25 protein-coding genes and 1 pseudogene are annotated in these 22,534 nt (G+C 39.7%); 8 read left to right on the top strand and 18 right to left on the bottom strand.

Translation table 11 applies throughout. The annotated features are described in order from the left end of the window. Positions 1-4: 4 nt before the first annotated feature. Together AAEU29_RS08210 and AAEU29_RS08205 are read left to right on the top strand one after the other, a co-directional pair. Positions 5-1,135 (top strand): FAD-dependent monooxygenase, encoded by a 1,131-nt coding sequence (locus tag AAEU29_RS08210; protein WP_421972869.1) that lies wholly within the window; start codon positions 5-7, stop codon positions 1,133-1,135. Further along, complete coding sequence (locus AAEU29_RS08205) at positions 1,126-1,824, top strand: hypothetical protein (protein WP_421972868.1); 699 nt, start codon at positions 1,126-1,128, stop codon at positions 1,822-1,824. Before AAEU29_RS08210 ends, AAEU29_RS08205 begins: the two co-directional genes overlap by 10 nt. 88 nt (positions 1,825-1,912) lie before the next feature. Here the strand turns inward: AAEU29_RS08205 and AAEU29_RS08200 are convergent, their stop codons facing one another. The 4 genes from AAEU29_RS08200 to AAEU29_RS08185 all read right to left on the bottom strand — a co-directional run bounded on the left by AAEU29_RS08200 (position 1,913) and on the right by AAEU29_RS08185 (position 3,844). Beyond that, a complete protein-coding gene (locus tag AAEU29_RS08200; RefSeq protein WP_421972867.1) occupies positions 1,913-2,104 on the bottom strand; it encodes a hypothetical protein in 192 nt (63 codons plus the stop codon). A 54-nt stretch (positions 2,105-2,158) separates the two neighbouring features. Further along, positions 2,159-2,329: a DUF1328 domain-containing protein gene (locus AAEU29_RS08195; RefSeq protein WP_421972866.1), complete on the bottom strand. Its 171-nt coding sequence runs from the start codon at positions 2,327-2,329 to the stop codon at positions 2,159-2,161. Between the two features lie 35 nt (positions 2,330-2,364). Further along, positions 2,365-2,811, bottom strand: a complete 447-nt coding sequence (locus tag AAEU29_RS08190) for a PA2169 family four-helix-bundle protein (RefSeq protein WP_421972865.1) — start codon at positions 2,809-2,811, stop codon at positions 2,365-2,367. A 139-nt stretch (positions 2,812-2,950) separates the two neighbouring features. Next, positions 2,951-3,844, bottom strand: coding sequence for a mechanosensitive ion channel family protein (locus AAEU29_RS08185; protein ID WP_421972864.1), 894 nt, complete (start codon positions 3,842-3,844; stop codon positions 2,951-2,953). 266 nt (positions 3,845-4,110) lie between these two features. Here AAEU29_RS08185 and AAEU29_RS08180 point away from each other — a divergent pair, with 266 nt between their 5' ends. From AAEU29_RS08180 to AAEU29_RS08155, 6 genes are all read left to right on the top strand, one after another. Further along, positions 4,111-4,680 carry a BON domain-containing protein gene (locus AAEU29_RS08180; RefSeq protein ID WP_421972863.1) on the top strand — a complete coding sequence of 190 codons (570 nt, stop codon included), beginning with the start codon at positions 4,111-4,113 and terminating at the stop codon, positions 4,678-4,680. A 215-nt stretch (positions 4,681-4,895) separates the two neighbouring features. After that, positions 4,896-5,252 carry a nuclear transport factor 2 family protein gene (locus AAEU29_RS08175; RefSeq protein ID WP_421972862.1) on the top strand — a complete coding sequence of 119 codons (357 nt, stop codon included), beginning with the start codon at positions 4,896-4,898 and terminating at the stop codon, positions 5,250-5,252. Positions 5,253-5,399: 147 nt separating this feature from the next. After that, positions 5,400-6,506 (top strand): EAL domain-containing protein, encoded by a 1,107-nt coding sequence (locus AAEU29_RS08170; protein WP_421972861.1) that lies wholly within the window; start codon positions 5,400-5,402, stop codon positions 6,504-6,506. A gap of 153 nt (positions 6,507-6,659) precedes the next feature. Then, positions 6,660-7,388, top strand: a complete 729-nt coding sequence (locus AAEU29_RS08165; RefSeq protein ID WP_421972860.1) for a hypothetical protein — start codon at positions 6,660-6,662, stop codon at positions 7,386-7,388. Positions 7,389-7,442: 54 nt separating this feature from the next. Continuing rightward, on the top strand, positions 7,443-8,081 hold the full coding sequence (locus AAEU29_RS08160; protein WP_421972859.1) for a hypothetical protein: 639 nt from the start codon (positions 7,443-7,445) through the stop codon (positions 8,079-8,081). A gap of 34 nt (positions 8,082-8,115) precedes the next feature. Further along, positions 8,116-8,346, top strand: coding sequence for a hypothetical protein (locus AAEU29_RS08155; RefSeq protein WP_421972858.1), 231 nt, complete (start codon positions 8,116-8,118; stop codon positions 8,344-8,346). 181 nt (positions 8,347-8,527) lie between these two features. Here the strand turns inward: AAEU29_RS08155 and AAEU29_RS08150 are convergent, their stop codons facing one another. From AAEU29_RS08150 to AAEU29_RS08085, 14 genes and pseudogenes are all read right to left on the bottom strand, one after another. Then, entirely contained in the window at positions 8,528-10,477 is a 1,950-nt protein-coding gene (locus AAEU29_RS08150; RefSeq protein ID WP_421972857.1) for a response regulator, read from the bottom strand. Positions 10,478-10,486: 9 nt separating this feature from the next. Then, the gene (locus AAEU29_RS08145) at positions 10,487-10,933 is read right to left on the bottom strand and encodes a response regulator (RefSeq protein WP_421972856.1); all 447 of its coding nucleotides are present in this window, start codon (positions 10,931-10,933) and stop codon (positions 10,487-10,489) included. Further along, entirely contained in the window at positions 10,926-12,416 is a 1,491-nt protein-coding gene (locus tag AAEU29_RS08140; RefSeq protein ID WP_421972855.1) for a sensor histidine kinase, read from the bottom strand. Before AAEU29_RS08140 ends, AAEU29_RS08145 begins: the two co-directional genes overlap by 8 nt. 5 nt (positions 12,417-12,421) lie before the next feature. Next, a complete protein-coding gene (locus AAEU29_RS08135) occupies positions 12,422-12,628 on the bottom strand; it encodes a histidine kinase (RefSeq protein ID WP_421972854.1) in 207 nt (68 codons plus the stop codon). A gap of 15 nt (positions 12,629-12,643) precedes the next feature. Beyond that, a complete protein-coding gene (locus tag AAEU29_RS08130; protein ID WP_421972853.1) occupies positions 12,644-14,029 on the bottom strand; it encodes a sigma-54-dependent transcriptional regulator in 1,386 nt (461 codons plus the stop codon). A gap of 37 nt (positions 14,030-14,066) precedes the next feature. Next, complete coding sequence (locus AAEU29_RS08125; RefSeq protein ID WP_421972852.1) at positions 14,067-15,680, bottom strand: diacylglycerol kinase family protein; 1,614 nt, start codon at positions 15,678-15,680, stop codon at positions 14,067-14,069. Positions 15,681-15,908: 228 nt separating this feature from the next. Next, positions 15,909-18,092, bottom strand: coding sequence for an OsmC domain/YcaO domain-containing protein (locus AAEU29_RS08120; RefSeq protein WP_421972851.1), 2,184 nt, complete (start codon positions 18,090-18,092; stop codon positions 15,909-15,911). Positions 18,093-18,378: 286 nt separating this feature from the next. After that, complete coding sequence (locus AAEU29_RS08115) at positions 18,379-18,996, bottom strand: class I SAM-dependent methyltransferase (protein WP_421972850.1); 618 nt, start codon at positions 18,994-18,996, stop codon at positions 18,379-18,381. A 91-nt stretch (positions 18,997-19,087) separates the two neighbouring features. Next, a complete protein-coding gene (locus AAEU29_RS08110; protein WP_421972849.1) occupies positions 19,088-19,504 on the bottom strand; it encodes a hypothetical protein in 417 nt (138 codons plus the stop codon). Positions 19,505-19,640: 136 nt separating this feature from the next. Next, positions 19,641-20,009 carry a ribonuclease E inhibitor RraB gene (locus tag AAEU29_RS08105; protein ID WP_421972848.1) on the bottom strand — a complete coding sequence of 123 codons (369 nt, stop codon included), beginning with the start codon at positions 20,007-20,009 and terminating at the stop codon, positions 19,641-19,643. An 85-nt stretch (positions 20,010-20,094) separates the two neighbouring features. Next, complete coding sequence (locus AAEU29_RS08100; protein ID WP_421972847.1) at positions 20,095-20,481, bottom strand: hypothetical protein; 387 nt, start codon at positions 20,479-20,481, stop codon at positions 20,095-20,097. A gap of 44 nt (positions 20,482-20,525) precedes the next feature. Then, positions 20,526-20,897 (bottom strand): hypothetical protein, encoded by a 372-nt coding sequence (locus AAEU29_RS08095; protein ID WP_421972846.1) that lies wholly within the window; start codon positions 20,895-20,897, stop codon positions 20,526-20,528. A 57-nt stretch (positions 20,898-20,954) separates the two neighbouring features. Next, positions 20,955-21,533, bottom strand: coding sequence for a hypothetical protein (locus AAEU29_RS08090; protein WP_421972845.1), 579 nt, complete (start codon positions 21,531-21,533; stop codon positions 20,955-20,957). Between the two features lie 122 nt (positions 21,534-21,655). Further along, a pseudogene (locus AAEU29_RS08085) lies at positions 21,656-21,943 on the bottom strand (DUF2750 domain-containing protein); the annotation flags it as partial. Positions 21,944-22,534: the final 591 nt, after the last annotated feature.

The raw sequence follows: 22,534 nt of genomic DNA, 5'->3' as shown, positions 1-22,534 counted from the left end.
TAACATGAAAATATTAATTGTAGGTGCAGGGATCGCCGGTTTATTGATGTATCGCGAGTTACAACGTCAAGGCATTGAAGCCGATCTTATAGAAAAGCAGCCAACGTTGAATAATTTAGGTGCGGGCATTTGTTTACCTGGAAATGCGATGAAGCAGCTTGAAGTACTCGGTTTAAAACAAGCCATTTTAGCCAAAGCTCATCAGGTTAAAGAAGTACGATTTGAAACACATCAACGCGAATTGTTAGCTAAAGCAAGCCTTAAAGAAGGGGTTTTAGCAAGTCAACCGTTTGTGGCATTAACGCGTTCGGATCTTATTGAGGTGCTTGCTGATGGCATTAGTCAGCATATTCAGTTTTGCCGCTCCATTGTCGACATACAAAATAACAACACTACACAATCGGTGCGTTTTAATGATGGTGCTGTAGTTGAGTATGACCTTATCATCGCTGCCGATGGCATTAACTCAAGTGTGCGAGAGTTACTATTTGCCGAGCCTGAGCTCACTGATTTAGAAGTAACACATTGGCGCTTCTTAGTGGATATGCCAAGTGAAGATTTAGAGCCAAGTTACCTTGTTGGCAATACCGATGCATTTATGTTTTACCCAATCAGTAAACAACAAGTTTACTGTTACGGGCAAGCTGCAAATCAACAAATTAACGCCCTTTATAGCGACCCTAAAAAGAGTATGCGCGCGGTTTTTTCGCATTATCACCCGTCAGTGGTTAAGGCTATTGAGTCGGCAACGGTAATAAACCAAGGGCGTTTGCGCTCGGTGATGTCAAAAGAAGTTTATAACAAGCGCTGCGTGTTAATAGGCGATGCACTTCATGGATGCCCGCCAAGTTTACAACAAGGGGTGGCGCAGGCACTAAGTGATGTACTGACGTTATCTCGCTGTTTAAAAAATGCTTACAGCATTGATATGGCTCTGGCTGATTTCAAAAGCAAACGCTTAAAGCAAATTACGTGGGTTGTTTCTGAGTCCAATAAAATTATTCGTTTAGCAAAATTGGGTAAATCAAGGTTTGGCCGATTTATACGTAATAGTTTAATCCGTCTGCAAGGGCCGCAAAATGTAAAAGCGTGGCGAAAATTAATGACTGAATTAGAGGCAAACAAATGCAACTAAACACGCTGTTAGACACTTACCAAGGCCAGTTACTCACAAAGCAAGAACTCTCGTTTTACGAGCGCTGGGCAATGGATTATTTTCATGATGATAGCCTTGTAAGCGACCCTTACTTATCAATCACCCTTGATTTGCCTTTAGCAAAAGCAAGAGAGACATATCAGCGTTATTATTCGTCGGCTGAAGGCGCTTCGTTTCAAGGGTTTTTGATTTGGTGCTTGGCAAGAGCGCTTAAAAGCGAGTGGATTTTCTCTACCCGAAACATTAACGGTAAATGGTATCGTTTTGATAATTTACCCATTTTTTGCCCGATTGCAGTAGGCGGAGAGCTGCGTTTTAAAGATGTGATTTTAGAAAATGTAACGTTGCTTTCGTGGCCTGAATTTGCCCGTTATTACCGTCAATCAGTGGATTGCAATAACGCAAAATTAGAAGTGTTACCGCAAGAAGTGTGGGCGCTTTGCCCATTTATTGGCAACTTACCAAACATGGCGTTTTCATCGTTTCAAATTCATCGTAATAAGTTAAAAACAGGGCGTCCTTTATTTTATTTTGGTCAGCGCAAAACAATAAATGGCGAACCTTTTGTGCCGCTAAGCATTAGCTTTGATCACGCAAACAGCGACCCGTTTGTGCTCGACAAACTACTAGCACGGTTTAATGCGTTAACAACTAACGTAATCGACTAAAACGAAAAAGCGACTATCTGGCTGGGATAGTCGCTTAGGCTCGTTAGGGATAGGTTTTAATCAATTTCACACTTAATTGGTGTGTGAATTAGCAGTTTTTGTCTTCGCTGCCGATTTCTTCTTTAGCTTTCTCACATAAATCTTCGGCTTTATTTTTTGCATCCGTGATGGCGTCATCAATGCGTTCACCAGCATCTTCCGCAGGGCCTTCTGAACAACCTGTTAGCGCAAATAGTGCAGAAATTGCAGTTACTTTTAACATCGTCATTAATGTATTCATGGTTAATTTCCTTCTAATATTCAATCTGTAAAGTGGGCGCGTTATTCGTTAATACTAAATGCGAGGCGGCCTTACTCTGGGTAAGATTAAAGACAGCACTAATAGCGCAACAAAAACAAAGAACAGTATTTTCGCGATACTTGCTGCGGCACCTGCGATGCCACCAAAACCAAGTAACGCTGCGATAATCGCTAAAACAACAAATGTAAGTGACCAACCGAGCATAAATCCTCCTTAAAATTCGGTTTAGTTAATTGAAATTAAGCGGTTACTTCTTGTAATGCTTTCATTTCATCGTGGCATGCTTGCATGCTATTTTGTATCAGCTTCAATGTGCTGAAATAAGGCGCTGGTAAGGGCTCTTTTAGCGCAGAGTCAATTTTTTCAAGCACGCGGTCTTCAACTTCTTCAAGCTGCGAAATATAAGTGTGCTCTTTATCCGTGCTTATTAGCGAGAGTACCTTAGTGTAAGTTTCACGTAGCGACACGATAGTGTCGGTATCCGTTTCAATTTCACCGTCATCAATCACCACAAAGGTTTGTAATTCAGCGGCAGCGCGCTCTTTTTCAGAGATCATGCGCTCGAAGATAATTTCTAAGCTTTGGCTCGATACTTTTGACTTGGCTGCTTTGTAAAATTCAATACCGCCATTTAAAACTTTCACAAGCTCTTTTACTGGGGTTAAGTTGTAATCAGAGTTTGACATAAATGCTCCTTTTAAAATTTCTAAATGGTTCATGGTTACTGTTGCATAGCATGTGCCAAATAAAATAACTAATAAATTCAGTTGGTTATTGTTTTTGTTAAAAAGTACCTGTGACACATTTACAGGTACTGTGAAGTTTTTACTTGCCTTGACTCTGTAACTCTTGCAAAGAGCGTCCACCTTTTGCATTAAAGTCCAAAGTACGAATAGGGAATGGAATAAGAATGTCGTTTTTCTCGAGTGTTTTATGAATTGTGGCAATGGCTTTATGTCGCATTTCCATAAAGCCGATTTGGCCAGGGTAATCAATCCAAAACCACACTAGTAAATTAACCGAACTATCGGCAAATTCACTGGCATAAACGGCGGTTTCATCTTTATTTATAACCCCATCGAGCTGATTTATTGCGCTACAAATTACGTCACGTGCTTTATTTACGTCGTCGGCATACGAAATGCCCACAGCTACTTCAATGCGTCTTTTAGCGAGGCGCGAGTAATTAAGTAGCTCATTTTTAAATAAGGTTTTATTGGGCACAATGGCGAGCTGGCCGTAGAAGTTTTCAATTAAGGTATTGCGTAAATTAATACGCTGTACAGTGCCAAAAGTGTCTCCTGCTTCAATAATGTCGCCCACTTTGAAGGGTTTGCGAATGCCCATAACAATGCCTGCAATTAAGTTTTCGGTCATATCTTGGAATGCAAAACCAATCGCCAGACCAATAATACCTGCACCTGCCAGTAACGACGCCACCGCTTTTGACAACCCCATAATATCGAGCGCAAAAAAGAAGCCCACAATAATGACCACCATGCGACAAATGCCAGTAATTAGACCTGCAACTTGCGATGACTCAAAAATGCGATTGAGTAATTTTTTAATCCATACGGATAGCCATTTCGCGAGCAGCAAAAAGACAATAAAAATCAGCAAAGCAATCACCATGTTAGGTAAATTTTTGATGGTGATTTCAAGCCAGTGAGTGAGCTTTTCATTTATTAAAGACCAAAATTTTTCCAATGTAATCGACATAACAACTCCTTTATAAAGTAATAACGTTATTACGCAGGTTGTATGCCATGGCTCAAAAACAACCATGCACTAAAGGGTTGCTTTGTTTTGGTGCTGAAACGCTTTCAAATTTATGTAAAAAATGCCGGAAGATTTTTCACGGTAGTTGTGTAAAAGCTACATTGCTGAAAATTAGTTTGAATTTAAGTTTTTGATATTTATGTAAAATATAGTTGGTATGCGAAATGCAAAAAGTATATCGAACCCAGCAAAAAAGGAAATTTATTATGAATCGTACATTAAACACACTTGCACTAGTTACTGTATTATCAACCACTGCGCTTTCAGTAAATGCGAAAGAAAACAAGTGGGAAAAAGAAGCCAGCGATGCATGGATTGATGGTAAAGCTGAAGCCACATTGCTGTTTAATACTCACCTAAACTCGTTTGATATTAATACTGACGTTGATAAAGGTGTTGTAACACTGACGGGTAAGGTTAATCACGAAGTAGACAAAAAGCTTGCGAAAGAGCTTGTGATGGGCATTGATGGAGTAACAGAGGTAGATAACCGATTAACGGTTATTCCAAATAAAAACAGCAAATCAGAGCAGCAAGAGAGCAAATTAGAGTCTGATTTTGTTGACGCAAAAATTGCAACTGTAATCAAAACACGCCTACTGTTTGATACTGACATTAGCGGCACCAGCATTGATGTTGATGTTGAAAAGCAAACAGTAACCCTTACAGGTGAAGTAGATTCGGAAGCTGAAAAGCAGTTAGCAATTAACATTGCTAAAAATGCAGACGATGTTGAAACAGTTAAAGACGAACTTCGTGTTGTAAAACAATCTTAATTAAACCATTTTTACTGCATTTTTAAAAAGCACCTTCGGGTGCTTTTTTGTTGTTTGTTGCACTGTTTATTGATTCGCGCCGAGCTCCAGCTAAAAAGATACTTTTTGTACCCGTTTTTCAGCGTAATTAGACGAAGGATAAAATCTAATATGGCGGGGAGTTGTTTTCTCTGATACTAATATGCGCTCTCGTTTTATTTAATAAGAGTGTTAACGTGACAAGTGCCGAATTAATTGTTCAAAATCAGCTGGATGCATACAATAATAAAAACCTAGATGCTTGGCTTAATACATACGCTGAAAATGCAATTCAGTTTTCAACGGATGGTGAGGTATTGGCATCAGGGCACCAGCAAATGCGCGAAAATATGCGTATTCGGTTTGCCGAGCCAGATTTACATGCAGCGCTAATAAACCGCATTGTGTGTGACAATGTGGTTATCGACCACGAACTCATTACACGTAACTTTCCTGAGGGAAAAGGCACAGTCGAAATGTTGTGCATTTACCATATTCACAATAATTTGATTCAAAAAGGGGAGTTTAAAGTTTTTAATAAGCAATTGATTTAAAATTTGTTATTAAATAATAAAAGGGAATTTACACGTACCGTACTGGTCGTTTTACTGTGTAAATACGTATGTTTGCTCTAGTTATTGTTAAACCATTTTCAAATTTCTGCCGTATAGCTAACACATGGCTAATTTAGGATATGGACAATGTTTTGTGCAGATTGCGAGCGAATTGAAAACTACCTTTTTGATAAAACAACGTTTTGGTTATTTTTGCCCACTTTTGAGAGTGTAAATAAAGCTATTCTTTTTTGTGGCAACGGAAATTACCCCGCAGCACAAACAGACTCACACAGCATTCGTGTTGAGGTAAAAAAAGAGCAGGTAAATCGTTTTTTACTGGGGCTTTTTGGTGAGTTTGAGCCTAATGAATTAAATGCTTCTAAAATCACCACAACCGATGGTGGCGAGCCTACATTTAGCGATATTGGCCGAATTGTGCCAGCAAGTGTGCTTATTAATCGCTTAAACAGCGAGTGGATTATTCAAGCCATAGAAAATCATCGTTACGAAACGCACTTTCAGCCGATTTTTTCATTAGATGAGCAAGGCAACCCTTCGCCTTTTGCATTTGAAGGTCTGTTTCGCATTAAAGATGAATTTAATAATATTGTGCCGCCATCACATGCGTTTAAATTAGCAGAAGGTTCTGACTTACTTTTTTCCCTTGACCTAATAGCGAGGCGCTCAGCGGTAGGACATTTTAGAAAGTCAGGTTTAAACGGCAAATTGTTTATAAACTTCAACCCTTCCAGTATTTACGACCCATCGTATTGCCTACGAGCAACAGCCTCGGCCATTAATGCCTTAGGTATACGCCCTGAAGATGTGGTTTTTGAAATTACCGAAACCACAACTGCCTCAGATGAATCGGTAATGCGTGGCATTTTAAACTTTTACCGCAATGCCGGTTTCGGTGTGGCATTAGATGATATTGGCTCGGGATGGTCTGGGCTTAACATGCTGCATAAATACCGCCCCGATTACGTTAAAATCGATATGGATTTAGTGCGCAACTTACATAACGACCCTTACAAACAAACGATAGTTAAACACCTTATTCAACTGGCGCACGATAATGGCACAAAAGTAATTGCAGAGGGTATTGAAAGTGAAGAAGAGCTGGCAATCCTACAAAGCTATCGTGCTGATTATTACCAAGGGTTTTTATTAGCTAAACCGCAATTTTATGCTTCAACCTTAAGCCAAGAAGAACAAAGCCAAATCGATAATACCTTAACGGGTATTAATTAATTTGAATATTTAATGGGGTTTGAGGCTTATTTTGTTTACTAATTTCTTTTTTGCTAAGGCTAGATTTTAGAAATAAAAAGAACTTTCGCGATTATTCTTTGTTCCGTTATATACTGGCGATAACTATTTTGCTGGTGTGCCACAAGGAATTTTATGCGCCATAGCCGATTACTCGTTTCTTTTTTATTGTCTTTCACTTGGTTGTTACTTGCCACAGGCTGTGGTGAAAGCTATCAAGAGCTGGTTGAGCGTGAAAAAGAGCAGCAAAAAAGTTGGCCATCGTGGCCTGAGTTTGAAGCTGCTGTACCAAAGCCAGATTGGTGGCATTCGGTGCCGATTAAATATTTAGATCCAATGAATTATACGCCCGAAGAAATGAAAGCGTATCATGATAAAAATACCGGCATTGATAAATATAAACGCGACTTTAAAGTACTTTACGCCCGCATGTTGAAAAATCGCGGCAATGATGTGCAAGAGATGGCGGGGTTTTTAGGCCGTGGCACAGTGGATGAGTTTTACCCTTTGTACGCGTTTTATATTACAAATTACATGCATGAAACCTGGCAAAGTGAATACTGCGGCCAGTGTAATGATGCTAACGCCGCGATAAATATTGGTACGCAGTGGCTTCACCGTTTAACAAAAGACGGCGAGCTCACCCGCGCACAGCACGTTATTGATCAGCTTTTTGAATTAAAATACGACAGAGCCATTCCATATCAGCGCTACACCTTGATCCGCGCATATCGCAATGTGTTATTAAAAACCCACAGCCGTGAAGATGCTTACGCGATTTTAAAACCCTACATTGTTGATAATATAAAGCTTGCTGAACAAGCGAACGATCAAAAAATGATCCAGTGGTGGATGAATTTATAAACACAACTTAAATTTGCGGTAGTTTCACTTATAAATAATTTAAAACGACTTTTGATGAAACCAAATTACGAAAACTACAGTTATAAATCACTCTTAGAAGCGTTAAACAGCATAGATAAAAACGCTTATCCAGAGCGCGTGGTTGAAATTAAGTCTCGCATACAGCAGTGGTTTGAAACCGCTGAATTTAATGCTCAGTATCAAGATAATAATCTTGCTATGGCTTTGTTTGTTTTAACGGTAGGTCTTATTGGGGTTTATGGTTTTTTATACGGTAACCCGCACGATATCAGGCGCTACGGCGGGCCGATACTGTTGGCGACTTTACCGTTTATTTACTACTCTGGTAAAAAGAAATTTAAGGCTCATCAAAAGGATGTGTGTAAAATTGACCAAGCAGGTGTTTTTAGAATAGAAAAAAACACTGAAAATACCATCGCTTGGCAAGACGTAAAACGCGCAGGGTTTGTAATTATAAAAGGCAACACAAGGGTATGGTTTGAAGATCAAAACCAACATCGCGAAGTTTGCGTCGAGCTAAACTTGTTTGATTTAGATAGTACCGAGGTACTTGCTTTTGTAAATTATAAAGCCAAGCAATATGGCTTTGAACTATTTGAAATTGGTGGATTAGGCCAAGAAAAAGTGGTTATCCCAGCAAAAAATTCACAAAAGATAGAAAAGCAGATATAGTCATTTTTCATATTGTTTATAAGGACATTAACACATGAATATTAATGCAACACTGATTGGTGAGTTAGTTGTTATCTCTGTTTTAGTTGTTGGTTTTTTGAGTTTTTATTTAGGAAAACGTAAAACCAATTCGCCAAAACTCGCTGCGCTTATTGGCGTATTACTTTCATTAATTCCACCGCTTGGTTTTATTTACCTTGCTGTATTGGTTTTAAAGGATGATATAAACCAAAACAACCCAAGCGCTAACAAGGCAATGGGCTAAAAAACAGTAAAATTTTAGCTGCATAAGTGGGCTCTGAATTACTTAAATAATCCGTGCCCATTTCGCCAATACTTAAAGCTGTTTGATTCGTTATTTTTTCTCTTCTCAACTGATTGAATCTAAGGAAAATCAATTTTTGCTTAATAGGCTATCGCTGAAATAAGTTTTCAATTTAGGTTTGTTAAATCACGTTTTTAAGGTCGTTTAACGATACCGGTTTTAAAATGACATGTTCAATTTGATGTTCTGCAAGTTGCTCTGCTGGTGGCTCGCTGCCACTGACAATTACTAAATTCGCGTCGCAATTATGTTCTCGAATTATGCTTGCAAGGCTTAGCCCTGAACCATCACTTAAGTTTAGATCAAGGCAAATGGTGTCGAATTGGCTATCGTGTTTAAGTAGCTCAACACACTCGCCATAACTGCCAACGCCAAGCACTTCACAGTCAAGTGATTGCAATAATAAGCACATTAAATCACGGGCGTTTTTATCATCTTCTACCACTAAAATGCATTTTTCAGAGCGATTCGCAAAGTTTGAAGTTGCTGCGTTTGAGGTTTTACTTGGGGTATTTTCGAGGTGTTTTTGCAAAGATTGATAAAGCAATTCGGTGTTTATCGGTTTAGTGATAATGTCATCAAAGCCAAGTGCCAGCAATGTATCAATATTATCTTTTTGTGCCGCAGCGGTAAGGGCAATTATCGGCGAATGAATATTCCGTTCACGCAGTGCGATTATGGCTTCTTTGCCACCCATCTCAGGCATATGTAAATCCATAAAAACAATATCAAATTGCTGCTGTTGGCTGCTGAGTAAATCAACCGCCTCACGGCCATTGTTTGCACAAGTAACACAAGCGCCAGTACTTGAAATAATATTATTAAGCAGGGTTTGAATTTCAGGTAAGTCTTCCACAATAAGCACATTGCCAGAGAGAGTGGGTGCCAAAGTGGGTGTTTGTGTTTTTTGATTAAGCGCCAAGTCTAAGGGCTGGCAAGTATCAATGTGCTCGCCTAAATGAATAGAAAAGCTAAAAGTACTGCCTTCACCTAACTGTGACTGCACATTTATCTCGCCGCCAAATAATTTAACTAAGGCGGCGCTGATTGCTAAACCAAGGCCTGCACCTTCTTTGGTACGTGTGATGGTATCTTGTATTTGTTCAAACGGTTTAAATATTTGCGTTAATTTGTCATTGGCAATGCCAATTCCGGTGTCGATAACACTCACTTTTAAATGGTATTGAGTGTTCTGCTTTAAAAGTTCAAACACCACATCTACTTTGCCCTTAGGCGTAAATTTTATGGCGTTATATACCAAATTTATCAAAATTTGTTTTAGTCGTTTTGCATCTGTGTTGATGGTTTTTGGTAAATCACCTTTAGTTATTATATTGAGCGCAATGCCTTTTTTGGCCGCCTCCATAGAAAATACACTTTGTAGGTCGGCAATCAGTGGCCCAAGCGCCGTATTTTCTTTTTCAAGGGATAAACTGCTGGCGTTTATTTTCGATAAATCCAGCACATCGTTTAATAGGTTAAGTAAGTGTTCACTGTTGTTATGGATTATATCTAACTCTGGTTTTATTGTGCTGTGCTGTTGGTTTTCGCGAAGAAGTTGAGTATAGCCAATGATTGATGTGAGCGGGGTGCGTAACTCATGGCTTAGGTGCGCCATAAAACGGTCTTTTGCGCGGCTTTCTGCTTCTGCTTTAAAGCGTTCAAGCCGCTCGCTTTCTAAATCTCGGCGCGATAAAGCATACAGTATGGCACGTACAAAACGTGGGCTGTTTATTTCTGATTTTAATAAAAAGTCATCCGCCCCAAAAGCGAGGGCTTGGGCATCTAAGTTTTCATCAGACTGCCCCGTTAGCATCATAAAGGTCGTGCTGAGCTTGAGCGATTTCGCTACTTTTAAAATCGACAAGCCTGTATGGGTACCTAATTGGTAATCTAAAAAGCATAAATCAAAGTGTTTTTTGGCAAGCAAATCTAGCACGCTTTGATAATCGCATAGCCAGGTCACATCAAATTGATAATTAGGAATTTGCTCTAGGTAATCAACTGTTAGCAGGTAATCATCTTCATCATCTTCAACCAATAACACCTTTACTTGATTTAGCTTTTCCATGGGATTTCCTTACGGTAGCTCGACGATTTCAATCCAATATTTGCCCAATTGTTTCATCAGTTCAACAAGCCCTTCAAACGTAACTGGTTTAGTTATGTAAGAAGCGGCGCCTAAGTCGTAGCCGCGCAGTTTATCTTCCTCTTGCTTTGAAGTGGTTAAAATTACTACGGGAATAGCACGTAAATGCGGGGTTTCTTTAATGCGTTTTAGTGCTTCGCGGCCATCCATTCGCGGCATATTTAAATCGAGCAAAATAATGCTTGGGCGCGGGTATTTTTGGGTGTCTTCAAATGGCGCTTGGTTATTTAAATAAGCTAATAATTCAACCCCATCATTTACGAAATAAAGGTTATTTAAAACGCGGCTTTCCTCAAGCGCATCCTGCGTCAGTAGTCGGTCATCCTCATCATCATCGGCCATTAAAATATTGATGCGCCTAACTTCTTGATCAAGCATTGTGTTGTTCCTCTATATTAAATGACGTTGCCAATACCGGTAATACCAATGTAAAAGTCGCGCCTTTGTTTACTTCACCCTGTGCAGTAATTTGCCCGCCATGACGTTCCACAATACGGCGGCAAACAGATAAACCTATGCCTGTGCCTTGGTATTCTGTGCGACTGTGCAAACGCTGAAATGGCGTAAATATTTTTTCGCTGTAGTTTTGCTCAAAGCCAATACCGTTATCTGAAATGGTTATTTTTAACCAATCACTGGTGATGTCTTCTAGGTGGGTGGCTGGCGCTTGGTACTGCTCCACCTTAACGCTTACAACTGGTGGGTTATCTGGTCGTTTAAATTTAAGTGCGTTAGACAGTAAATTTAAAAATAATTGGCGCAGCTGACTTTCATCACCTTTAACTACTGGCAGCGTGTCGATGTTAATGTGTGCTTCAGATTCAGAAATAGCAATTTCTAAATCATCTATCACGCCATCTACCAAGGCGTCTAAGTTGACCTCTTTAAACGCTTTACCTTTGGTGGTTACGCGCGATAGTGCCAATAAATCAGATATTAGTAATGACATGCGCGCAGCTGCGTTGTCCATGCGCAATAGGTAATCTTTGCCTTTGTCGTCAATTTTATCGTTATACAGCTCAGTGATACGTGCTGAAAAAGCCCGAATTTTTCGTAGCGGTTCTTGTAAATCGTGCGAAGCAATAAACGCAAAATCTTCTAACTCGCGGTTACTGCGGCCAAGCTCTTCAGCGTACAGCTCAAGTGCTTGTGTGCGCTCAAGTACCTTTTCTTCAAGCAGTTCGTTACTTTTCTCAAGTTCTTGCGCGTTTTCTTTTACGTTTCGTAAGTGTTTAATTAATAACACTAAAAAAAGGCCACTAATGACAATGCTAATAACGGCAAACCAAATAAGGTTGGTTTCAGAGGCAATGCGCGCATTGTTTAATCGTGTTAGCAAGTGATTACGAATAACGGTTTCGTTATCAATAATTTCTTGGTAAATGGTACGTAAATCTAAATTATCAATTTGGATGTCTTTTAGCAGGCGTTTAGGTGGGCGATCGGCATTTGTTTGAACATGACGAATACCTGCACCAACTAGCGCAAACTTGGCTTCGGCATAACGTACAAAATTATCAATACGGGTCTGCTGAATGCTGCTTTCTGAGCGAATATCGCGAGCTTGTTGTAAGCTTTCTGAAAACTGCTGTAACGCATTTTTATAAGGGGCTAAATCTTCTTCTAGCAAGGTAACTAAATAAGCGCGCTGACTTGATTCGGCATTTAAAATATCTATGTGCAAGCGGTCAATCGCCAACATCACATTAGACGTATTTTGAAAACTCTGCTGAATTGTTGCAATGTCGCGGTTATTTTTAAGGCCAACAAAGGTAATTGCGCCAATGCCAAGCAAAATAATAGAAAAGGCACACCAAGCAAAGCCAATACTATGAATGATGCGATTTAAAAATGCGTTCATGTGGCTCACTTAGCTCGCTCAGAAATAACTTGCAGCAACTCACTACAGGCTTTTGAAGCGGCAATTATTTTATTAGCGGCATCGCAAATTTCAGGGTGCTTAGCTGCATCTTCGCTGAGAATTTTAATGATCTCGGCATGCATTGAAATATGGTTTAGTGGTTTTCTCGCATCGTGCACTAAGGTGTTTAGTTCATCGTTTGAGTTTGTCATTGTTACTCCCATGGATTATTGCTGTGGCTCGTCGTAGGCATTTAGTCGGTTATAGAGCGTTTTGGTGCTGATCCCAAGCAGTTTAGCTGCCAATGTTTTATTGCCAGCCACGGATTCAAGTGTTTTATAAATAAGCTCTTTTTCGACTTCTTCTATGGTCTTACCTACATCAATTTCAGGGGCATTAACTATTGGCTGTTGGCTAGCGTGTGTTACTTGTGTAGCACTTGGCGCTAACTGTGTTTGCACTACTGTGCCCGCAAACGGCGAAGGCTCAATTTTATCAATATTGATACATTGCTTAGTTGGCTCCGCCATAATAAATGCGCGGTGAATACAGTGTTTTAACTCACGAATATTACCCGGCCAATGATGCGCATAAAGAACCTCTTTGCTGCTTGGTGAAAATTGATACTGCGTTTTGTATTCTTTATTAAGCTCGGCGAGAAAAAAATCGCTTAACAGCGCAATGTCTTCTTTGCGCTCACGAAGCGGCGGAATTTCAATTGGAAATACCGCTAAGCGAAAATAAATATCTTCTCGCAGCACTTTCTTTTCGGCAATTTCAGCCATGGTGCGGTTGGTTGCCGACACCACGCGGCAATTAACAGGGATTTGTTTGTTACCGCCAACACGAGTTACCTTTTGCGTTTCGAGCACGCGCAATAAGTTTGGCTGCATATCAATTGGCATTTCGGTAACTTCGTCTAAAAACAAAGTGCCGTTTTCCGCTTGTTCAAACACCCCTTTTTTCTGTGCTACAGCCCCTGTGAATGCGCCTTTTTCATGGCCAAATAGCTCACTGCCAATTAAGTCTTTGGTGATTGCACCACAGTTTACTGACACTTGTTCACCTTGGCATTGGCTGGCGTTATGAATGGCTTTTGCCACGATTTCTTTACCAACGCCACTTTCGCCAATCAGCAAAACATTGGCGTTGGTTTTAGCCACGCGCTCAATCATGGTAACTAAGTTTTTTGCAGCAGTTGACTCACCAATTAAGCAGCCAAAATGGCGCTTAATGCTTGTGTTAGCGCTTTTATTTGAGGTGTTTTCTTTAAATAAAACGCCTTTAACATCGTCGGCTTGAATAGGCTTTGTTAAATAGTCGATTTGCTCATCACACAGTGACGCAATCGCAGTTTTTACCGAAGGGTGGCCAGTAATTAGCGTAATATTAACGTTAATGTTCTGGCCGCGTATAAAGTCGATAAGGTGAATGCCGCTACCATCTGGCAGCATAAAGTCTAAAAATACGTGATCAAAACGTGTGCTTGCCAGCCATTCTTTTGCTTCAGCAATACTCTGTGCGGTGTAAACTTCACAGCCAATGTATTCGAAAATACGCGCACCCAGTTCACTAAATTCGGTGTCGTCATCTACCAATAAAACTGTTTTCATACTGTCCTCTATGTACTGCATTACAAAATAGGCATGGCTACTTTGTCATAATCCATAATGATTTTTCTTTTATTTCAACGGTTAATGTTTCACACGTTTTAATTTCACCATCAATACTATACCTTACTGGTTCACCGTGTTGCTGTAAACAAACCCGTTTGCACAAGGTATGTTTTAGCGTGTCTTGTGCTATTGCAGTGTTACTTTCTAGGCTATTAAAAACCAGTTGCGCCATGCTTAATATTTGGCTTGTGTTTTCTCCAGCTTTAAGCACGGTAAGATCTAACTTACCATCTTGATAGTTGGGCGCACCGCCACCTTGTGCAAGTAACGTTGAAAAGGGCGCAGCGTTTGCAATAGCAATACTGGTTACTTCCACTTCTTGGGCAGCTTGTTGGTCAACCGCAAGGCTAACTTTTTGAGTTTTACCTTCTGAAAGCGCGTTAATAAAACCATTAATATAGGCAAATTGTCCGCCGTGATTTTTTTCTTCACGATTGGCAAAGCTGATCATCTGCTCTTCAAAACCAAATGCCACCAATAACAGTGCCGTGTGTTCATTACACTGGATGGTGTCAATTTGCTCTAACTTACCTCTTACAATGGCCTCGCAAGCAGGCGTAATTGGATCAAATTTAGATTGCACACCCAATAAAACATGGGCAAGCGCATTAGCTGTGCCAAGGGGAATAAAGCCTAAATGGCAATCACTGTTGGTAAGTGCGTGAGCCACCGCAGTGACTGTGCCATCACCACCGCAGGCAATTACCGATGAGTATTTACGTTTTAACTTATGAGTTAGCGCACTTACATTGGTATTTTTTTCAGTAAAATGAAAAGCTAACAAATAGCGCTGGGTTAAAAAGCCAATCACTTGATTGTCGTACTGGTACCATTTACCACCACCCGAAACAGGATTAATAACCAGCGGTAAAACTTGTGTTTTAGCTAAAAAATCAATGTGTGCAATAGCATTTAAACGCTTTTTTTGCGAGCGATTTAAACGCGCTGATTGGCGTAATGCTTTTATTTTATCAAGCGCTTTATGGGCACTTAGTTTGTGTTTGTATAACAAATAGGTGCACAGTAAAAATACTGAACGGCCACGTCCAAGCGCACAGTGGATCACCACTTTTTTGTTTAGCGAGTGCATTGCTTCAATCCAGCGTAGTGCATGGCGAATTTGTTTGCGCGAAGGTGAGTGATGATCAAGCACCGGCAAGTTTAAATAATACAGACCTTCTTGATCAGCAGACCAATTTAACCCGTCAAACTCAGCGGTTACATCTAAAATTGCGCCTATCTCGTGTGATTTAAGCATTGGAATGTCGCTTGGAAATAAACGACACGCTATAAACATCTGGTCTTCAACCTGTTGTAAAGCAGGCACTGAGTCTTTGTTGCGTTGCCACGCATTGTAAATTTGTGCACCCAATAAGTAAGGCAGTAACAGTAGCTTAAAAAATAGTGGGATTTGGCCTGTAGCACGTTTACGAAATAGATGCGGTTTTTCAAGCAAATACGCAGAAAAAACGATTAACAGCGCTAAAAAAATCCAGCTACTGGCAAAAATAAAAATGGGGCTTTGAGATATAAAAACTAAACCCGCAGCAAGTGAAACGAGTAAAAAATAAATTAGCGTAACATGCATGTTCCTAACACCTCATAATCCTTAAAGCTTAGGTGTTACAAAAATCATACCTTTATTTTGTTTATATATTTCAGTTGTTTAATTAAATTTGGAGTGTGTAAAAACTACCAGTTTGAAAAATTTACAAAGGGTAGAACAGGTGAGTGTGTAAAATTTACAGGGTACAAATTAGTTAAAAAAGAGATACAAAAAGCCCGAATACATCGGGCTTTTTAATTTTATAACGCTTTACTTACCCGCTAATTTTGCGCGAGCGCTGTGCAGCTTTTTGTAGCTTTCGATTAAGCGTAGGTGCTTATCTAGGCCTTCTAGCTGCGAGTTAGTTGGTGTTAAACCATAAAAACGCACATCGCCATTAATAGAGCCAATAATCGCGTTCATTACTTCCTCGCCAAACATGCGCGTGAAGTTATGCTGGTAGTCTTCAAACTCAAGTTCGTCATCAAGTGCTACTTGCAGTGTCGCGTGTAGCGCTTGATAGAATAGACCGCGTTCAACGGTGTTATCGTTGTACTGTAAGAAGCTTTCAACGAGGTTATTTACTTCTTCTAAATCGCCTAATGCTAAGTAAATTAATAGCTTAAGCTCTAGAATAGTAAGCTGACCCCACACTGTGTTTTCATCAAACTCAATACCAATTAGGGTAATAATATCAATGTAGTTATCGAGCTCGCTTTCTTCTAAACGATTAACTAAATCAGCTAGCTCATCGTCAGACAGTGAATGCAGGTTTAAAATATCGTCGCGGTATAAAAGTGCTTTATTGGTGTTATCCCAAATTAAGTCTTCTGCTGGGTAAACCTCAGAATAACCCGGTACCAAAATACGGCATGCGGTACCAAGGCCAGTAAATTCAGCAACATATGCTTCTTTACCAAGGTCTTCTAAAATACCAAATAGGGCATCGCACTCTTCTTGGTTAGTGCCTGAGAAATCCCATTCCACAAACTCGTAATCGTGCTTCGCACTAAAGAAACGCCAAGAAATAGTGCCTGTTGAATCAATAAAGTGCTCAACAAAGTTTTCTGGCTCTTGTACTGCCATAGAGTTAAAGGTTGGCTTAGGTACATCGTTTAAGCCCTCAAAACTGCGGCCTTGCAATAGCTCAGTAAGGCTTCGCTCAAGCGCCACTTCAAAACTTGGGTGCGCACCAAAAGAGGCAAAAACGCCGCCCGTTTTCGGGTTCATTAAGGTAACACACATTACAGGGAACTGACCGCCAAGTGAGGCATCTTTAATGACGACTGGGAAGCCTTGCTCTTCTAGCCCTTTAATACCCGCAACTATGCTTGGGTATTTGTTCAGTACGTCTTCTGGTACATCTGGCAATACAATTTCTTGCTCGATGATTTGGCGTTTTACCGCGCGCTCAAAGATTTCAGATAAACACTGTACTTTGGCCTCTGCAAGGTTGTTACCCGCGCTCATGCCGTTACTTAAAAATAAGTTTTCAATCAGGTTTGACGGAAAATAAACCGTTTCGCCATCTGAATGACGGGTGTACGGAATTGAACAAATACCGCGCTCAACATTACCTGAGTTAGTGTCAATTAGGTTAGAGCCACGTAGCTCTTGCTCTGGGTCGTAAATATCCAGCGTGTAGTCGTCTAAAATTTCGTGTGGTAGCTCGTCATCTGGGCCTGGTTTAAACCACTTTTCATTTGGATAATGCACAAAATCGCTATTGGCAATTTCTTCACCAAAGAACTGGTCATTATAGAAAAAGTTACAGTTCAAACGCTCAATAAATTCGCCAAGTGCCGAACACAGCGCGCTTTCTTTGCTTGCGCCTTTACCATTAGTGAAACACATCGGCGATGCCGCATCGCGAATATGAAGCGACCATACGTTTGGTACAATGTTACGCCACGATGAGATTTCAATTTTCATACCCAAGTCTTCTAAAATCTTGGTCATGTTTTGAATGGTTTGCTCAAGCGGTAAGTCTTTACCTAAAATCATGGTGTTGGCGTCGCCTTCCGGCTGACCCATTAACATGGCTTGCGCGTCTTCATCGAGGTTTTCAACTGCTTCTACTACAAACTCAGGGCCTGTTTGAATCACCTTTTTAACGGTACAACGGTCGATAGAGCGCAAAATACCTTCACGGTCTTTGTCAGAAATGCTCTCTGGTAGCTCTACCTGAATTTTAAAGATTTGGTTGTAACGGTTTTCAGGGTCAACAATGTTGTTTTGCGACAGGCGAATATCGTTAGTTGGAATATCGCGCGCGTTACAGTACACCTTTACAAAATACGCCGCACATAGCGCAGATGAGGCAAGAAAATAATCGAATGGACCAGGTGCGCTACCATCGCCTTTATAGCGAATAGGCTGATCGGCAATAACGTTAAAGTCGTCAAACAGCGCTTCTAAGCGCAAGTTATCAAGATAATTTACTTTGATTTCCATGAATTAGGTTCCAAGTGTGTCGCCGCGAATAGGTGGTTGCAGCAAGGCAAACATAATGGCTGTAATTATCCGCTTTTTTAGCGCTTAATTCACTAAAATCGGAAAATAAATACGTTTTCCCAAGTTCAGCTTATCTATTGCCACATTTGGTGACTTATTTTAGGGAGTAAATTAAGGCAGTGAATGAAGCAAGTGAATAATGTGTTTGCTGCAAAGAGCGAAGACAAAACAAAGTAAATAGGGCGATAGGGAGAGGGCGAGAACGCGATATGTGCCTACACCCTTGCTAGCCCTTTTTTTCAAAGTGGCAAAACACAAACTCTTGCGTTGTACCAAACGGTGTTTTATGGGTTTCATAGAGCTGTTCTTTAAGCACAAAATGCTCACCAAATTCGCCGTGTAAGCTTTCAGCACTGTAGCGCACAATAGGCAAACCGCTGCACTTTTCTGGGCCATCTTCTGCAAATGTGGCAATTATAATGTGGCCATGCGGTTTTAACGCATGCAGCACGTTTTTAATATAAGCGCTGCGCTCTTCAGGCGTTGTTAAAAAGTGAAATACCGCGCGATCATGCCATACATCAAATTGCTGTTTTGGCAGTGTTACGTCTGTAATATCCGCTTCAATCCATTTTACATTTGCTGAACTATCACCAATGCGTTTTTTAGCCGTTTCAAGCGCAGCCCCAGATAAATCAAGCACCGTTAGGTTTGTGTGCCCATTTAACAGCAAGTCATCAACCAAAGTTGACGCGCCACCACCCACATCAATAATGGCAGCACTTTTTTCAAGATTTAAACGGTTTATAAATTCTATTGAGGTCACCGCATGGGGCTGAAACCAACTCACCGCATTTGATTCTTTAGTAGTGTAAACCGTTTCCCAATGAGATTTTTTGTGCATGGTATTTCCTGAGTTGGTTTGGTGCTGCCCCATTCAGAGGCTAAGAATAGCTTGCTAAACTATGAGGCGAAATAATCTGTTGCCAATAATGTTAGTGTAATTGCTTGTTATATGTGTTCGCGCTCAACTCTTTTTTAAGGCGTAATTGAATCCCAAGTAGCGTGCCTAATAAAGTCGCAATTACATGTGGCAAAGCAGTAATTAAATATATTAAAGGTTCTATCGGAACTTCTAATAAAATGTACAGGAGCACACCCACTCCGAGTTCAATGAACCAATAACCAGCCGCTACTAAAAAAGCTTGCTTATATGGGCTAGTTGTTTCCTTATAGCCCAAATAAAAGTAAGCAAATAGAAAGATTGCAAAAGATATAGCGTGAAGAGAAACGTCGAAATACACACTTTGAACCGCTTCATCAAAACCTACAATTAATGTCGCTGTAGCTGATAAAACAACCGACAATAAAAACAAGCCTACTGAAAAAAGCACAATTCTAGAATATTTCATTATACTCACTTATTAAAATTACTCCCAATCAGGGACTTATAATTGTTTGTTAAAATGTGAAGCGGAAATCATTCAGCTGTTAGCATCCCCTCACTTAATGCGTTTGTATGGATGATACACCCTTCTTGTAAGGTGTTTATTTACTTACAGGTCCAACATCCATACCGTCGTATGAATCTAATCCGAATTCATGAGCAAAGATATAAAACTGGTTATTCTGTGCATCAAGGGTTGCTGGCGTGTGAATCTCTACTTTTTCAATATGGAGCCAAAATAAATCGGGGTCATTCAAATTATCTTTCTCTGAAAGATAAATACTGACGACTTTGTAACCTTTTTTCTCTAAAACTACTGAAGCTTCTTCTAGTTTTTTAGGTTCATTATGAGTGAAAAAATATCCCCATAACAAAGTTTTGTTGGTGTCCCAATTAGTCTCTTTTTGAATGTTAGTAAACATATTCTCCAATGAATCGAGACTAATACTTTTTCCAGGTATTTCTTGCATCTGATTCCCTGCAACTAAGTCGCTAAATAGAAAACATGATATGAAAATTAAAGCTGAAACTATTTTTTCTTTATTTATTAGCTTGTTATATGGCGTTTTGCTTAATGCCTACTTCACGTTCTTTGTTGAGGTAAATGAAGTAACTAAAGCCTTGTTTAAACTCATGAGAAATAGTGAACTCTCCATGAATTATTAGCATTTCCATTTCTTCACATATACCATTTTTTAATTCCTCATAGGTTGGGTAGTAAGCAATTTCCCATTTACCGGGAGATACATAAAATATCTCGTTATCTAGCAAATGACGTTTCTCAGAGGCTTTTGCTGAATCTGCACGAATGCCTTGGCCACTGCAATCTTCTGTAGGTACTAATTTCTGAGTTACTATTTTTACAAGCCCGTCTTCAGGCAGGTATTGAACGTTGGCGCAACCAGCTAGAAATAAGAGTGAAATTGTGAGGATGAATCGCATAGCTTCCTTTGCCATATAATGCCCGCGCTTAATGCGTGTTTTTACTAAAACGTTTCCATTATTATCTCTTTGCCTGTGGATGGAAAGTAAATAATGACCGATTCATATTGGTTTTCTACCGTTTCATTTTCGATATAGTCGCCTGATTGCAAGGCAATTTTAAGAAAGTTGGGTGAAGTTAAACTAACATCTGAAAATTGTTGCCTAACTAAACTCCCCCACGGCGCACTATTAGGTGAGTCGTCCCATTCATAGATTTCACCGTTGATACGAGCAATAACTCGCTCATGACAATGTAAATTTACTTCACCGAATATAAATCCAATACCATAAGAAGATAATAAAGTTGAATCTAGGCATTGCTCATTGAGAGCCTTTTGTAAAATATCAATGATATTTGAATTAAATAGAATCACCGAACCTTCCTTGTAACGCCACAGCAGCACGAATCTGAGTTTATGCGCTTGTTAGGGTTACACATGGTAAGAACCTGAATGTATGGACAACTCTTTTACACCAAGATTAAGGAACACATTGATAAGCTCATAAAAACTATCAATTGACGCTGAGCCAAAATCAACAGAAAAAGAACATTTACCACTTTCTATTTCAGGGTATGTAATTGAATGGATGTAACCGCCAAAACCATGTTCATCAGTTTCATTGATTTCATCTACATCCAGCCACTTTAAAGCCCAATTTGATAGTAACTCGCTCTCACGAGCGAAACACGAGCTTTCAAACTCCACAGCATTCCAAGAAATAGAAGATAACCTCACTGCAAGCTTTCCAGAAACGGTAAACTGAATTGGTGCAAAAGTTAAATGTGAATCATGATTGAAGTCAGTCATGTTTGGCGGCTCTACAGCACCACTCATAAGATCCATTCTATACAATCTATACGGGTAAGGTAGCTCCTCTCTTCCACCAATTTCCAACAGTACTTCCGGACTGGATGGATCAAATTTAATTTTGTAATCACGAGCAGCTACAACATATGCTGATAAATAATGTTCTCTTACTTGCTCTAATACTGAATCAATATCAGCCATACTCGAAAATATTCCTTGTAACCTTAACGCCGTTGTAACCGGCTAAAAAAGTTGGCTAAAACTTTGTGAGGCACGAACAAAGCCAACTGTTTTTGTCCATGTTTACAACTTTGTTATGTAGCTCACTCATACTGCTCAAGCTCGTCTGAAATATCTTCCTGTAGGTCTTCAGGTGTCATTAACCAAACCGTAGTTTCAAGATTAGGAAGAACGCCAATTTTTATATTTAGCCCAACAAACTCTTTCAGAAAACTATCAACAAAGCTATAGATATCAAGTTGAGCTGGCCTATATTCTGAATATGAGTCTTTAGCAAATGCTATAGCATAATCAGGGTGAGGCCACACTGGGATATATTCGATACCTTCAACGGCAACTTTCAATACACATTGTTTTGAATCGGAAAGTAACCAAACCTCCTCCTAATCGCAGGTCTTGCCTATGAAATGTTCATATCGCTCTTTAGCATTGAGGTTTAAGACATTTTGTAATTCTTTTTCGTGGATTTGGTATGTCATCAATTAGCCTCAAGAGCAACGTAACAGCTTATTAGTGCGTGTTTCAATTTAAGGAAGTTATCTACAACCTAAAGTTTGCATAACAATAAGTAACTTTATCTTATTTTTTTCAATAGATTATCAGCATAAATTCACACTAACAATGTAAAACTTGGTAGGTTTTAACCGCGTCAACACTTAATTGTGCCCTTAGGACTGGTTTTATAATTTATAGTGATCAATTTATTTGACTATAACAAGGTGTTGTAAATTTTAATTATGTAATCGAGCCTTTGGTAGCGTTACATAACGTACCGTTTTGGTAATTAACTAAAAATATGAGTTTGCTTACACAAAACACGTTTTATTATTTAGCCAAGTTGTAGCCGTTTTAAGTAGTAGCACTTAGGTGTGCAAGAGTACTAAATGTTTATTTTGCAGGTGTTTGCGGCCAAAAAGAGCACTTTGCTACATGGAGCATTAATAATATTGATGGAAACGCCC

The organism is Pseudoalteromonas aquimarina (assembly GCF_049257255.1).
Classification (GTDB): domain Bacteria; phylum Pseudomonadota; class Gammaproteobacteria; order Enterobacterales; family Alteromonadaceae; genus Pseudoalteromonas.
Note: the sequence above shows the minus strand (reverse complement) of the source record. Positions and strands in the feature narration are given on the sequence as shown.

Excerpts from the sequence above, each read along its gene's own strand:
- AAEU29_RS08210 (WP_421972869.1), top strand. The coding sequence starts at position 5 with ATGAAAATATTAATTGTAGGTGCAGGGATCGCCGGTTTATTGATGTAT.
- AAEU29_RS08205 (WP_421972868.1), top strand. The coding sequence starts at position 1,126 with ATGCAACTAAACACGCTGTTAGACACTTACCAAGGCCAGTTACTCACA.
- AAEU29_RS08200 (WP_421972867.1), bottom strand. The coding sequence starts at position 2,104 with ATGAATACATTAATGACGATGTTAAAAGTAACTGCAATTTCTGCACTA.
- AAEU29_RS08195 (WP_421972866.1), bottom strand. The coding sequence starts at position 2,329 with ATGCTCGGTTGGTCACTTACATTTGTTGTTTTAGCGATTATCGCAGCG.
- AAEU29_RS08190 (WP_421972865.1), bottom strand. The coding sequence starts at position 2,811 with ATGTCAAACTCTGATTACAACTTAACCCCAGTAAAAGAGCTTGTGAAA.
- AAEU29_RS08185 (WP_421972864.1), bottom strand. The coding sequence starts at position 3,844 with ATGTCGATTACATTGGAAAAATTTTGGTCTTTAATAAATGAAAAGCTC.
- AAEU29_RS08180 (WP_421972863.1), top strand. The coding sequence starts at position 4,111 with ATGAATCGTACATTAAACACACTTGCACTAGTTACTGTATTATCAACC.
- AAEU29_RS08170 (WP_421972861.1), top strand. The coding sequence starts at position 5,400 with ATGTTTTGTGCAGATTGCGAGCGAATTGAAAACTACCTTTTTGATAAA.
- AAEU29_RS08165 (WP_421972860.1), top strand. The coding sequence starts at position 6,660 with ATGCGCCATAGCCGATTACTCGTTTCTTTTTTATTGTCTTTCACTTGG.
- AAEU29_RS08160 (WP_421972859.1), top strand. The coding sequence starts at position 7,443 with ATGAAACCAAATTACGAAAACTACAGTTATAAATCACTCTTAGAAGCG.
- AAEU29_RS08155 (WP_421972858.1), top strand. The coding sequence starts at position 8,116 with ATGAATATTAATGCAACACTGATTGGTGAGTTAGTTGTTATCTCTGTT.
- AAEU29_RS08150 (WP_421972857.1), bottom strand. The coding sequence starts at position 10,477 with ATGGAAAAGCTAAATCAAGTAAAGGTGTTATTGGTTGAAGATGATGAA.
- AAEU29_RS08145 (WP_421972856.1), bottom strand. The coding sequence starts at position 10,933 with ATGCTTGATCAAGAAGTTAGGCGCATCAATATTTTAATGGCCGATGAT.
- AAEU29_RS08140 (WP_421972855.1), bottom strand. The coding sequence starts at position 12,416 with ATGAACGCATTTTTAAATCGCATCATTCATAGTATTGGCTTTGCTTGG.
- AAEU29_RS08135 (WP_421972854.1), bottom strand. The coding sequence starts at position 12,628 with ATGACAAACTCAAACGATGAACTAAACACCTTAGTGCACGATGCGAGA.
- AAEU29_RS08130 (WP_421972853.1), bottom strand. The coding sequence starts at position 14,029 with ATGAAAACAGTTTTATTGGTAGATGACGACACCGAATTTAGTGAACTG.
- AAEU29_RS08125 (WP_421972852.1), bottom strand. The coding sequence starts at position 15,680 with ATGCATGTTACGCTAATTTATTTTTTACTCGTTTCACTTGCTGCGGGT.
- AAEU29_RS08120 (WP_421972851.1), bottom strand. The coding sequence starts at position 18,092 with ATGGAAATCAAAGTAAATTATCTTGATAACTTGCGCTTAGAAGCGCTG.
- AAEU29_RS08115 (WP_421972850.1), bottom strand. The coding sequence starts at position 18,996 with ATGCACAAAAAATCTCATTGGGAAACGGTTTACACTACTAAAGAATCA.
- AAEU29_RS08110 (WP_421972849.1), bottom strand. The coding sequence starts at position 19,504 with ATGAAATATTCTAGAATTGTGCTTTTTTCAGTAGGCTTGTTTTTATTG.
- AAEU29_RS08105 (WP_421972848.1), bottom strand. The coding sequence starts at position 20,009 with ATGCAAGAAATACCTGGAAAAAGTATTAGTCTCGATTCATTGGAGAAT.
- AAEU29_RS08100 (WP_421972847.1), bottom strand. The coding sequence starts at position 20,481 with ATGCGATTCATCCTCACAATTTCACTCTTATTTCTAGCTGGTTGCGCC.
- AAEU29_RS08090 (WP_421972845.1), bottom strand. The coding sequence starts at position 21,533 with ATGGCTGATATTGATTCAGTATTAGAGCAAGTAAGAGAACATTATTTA.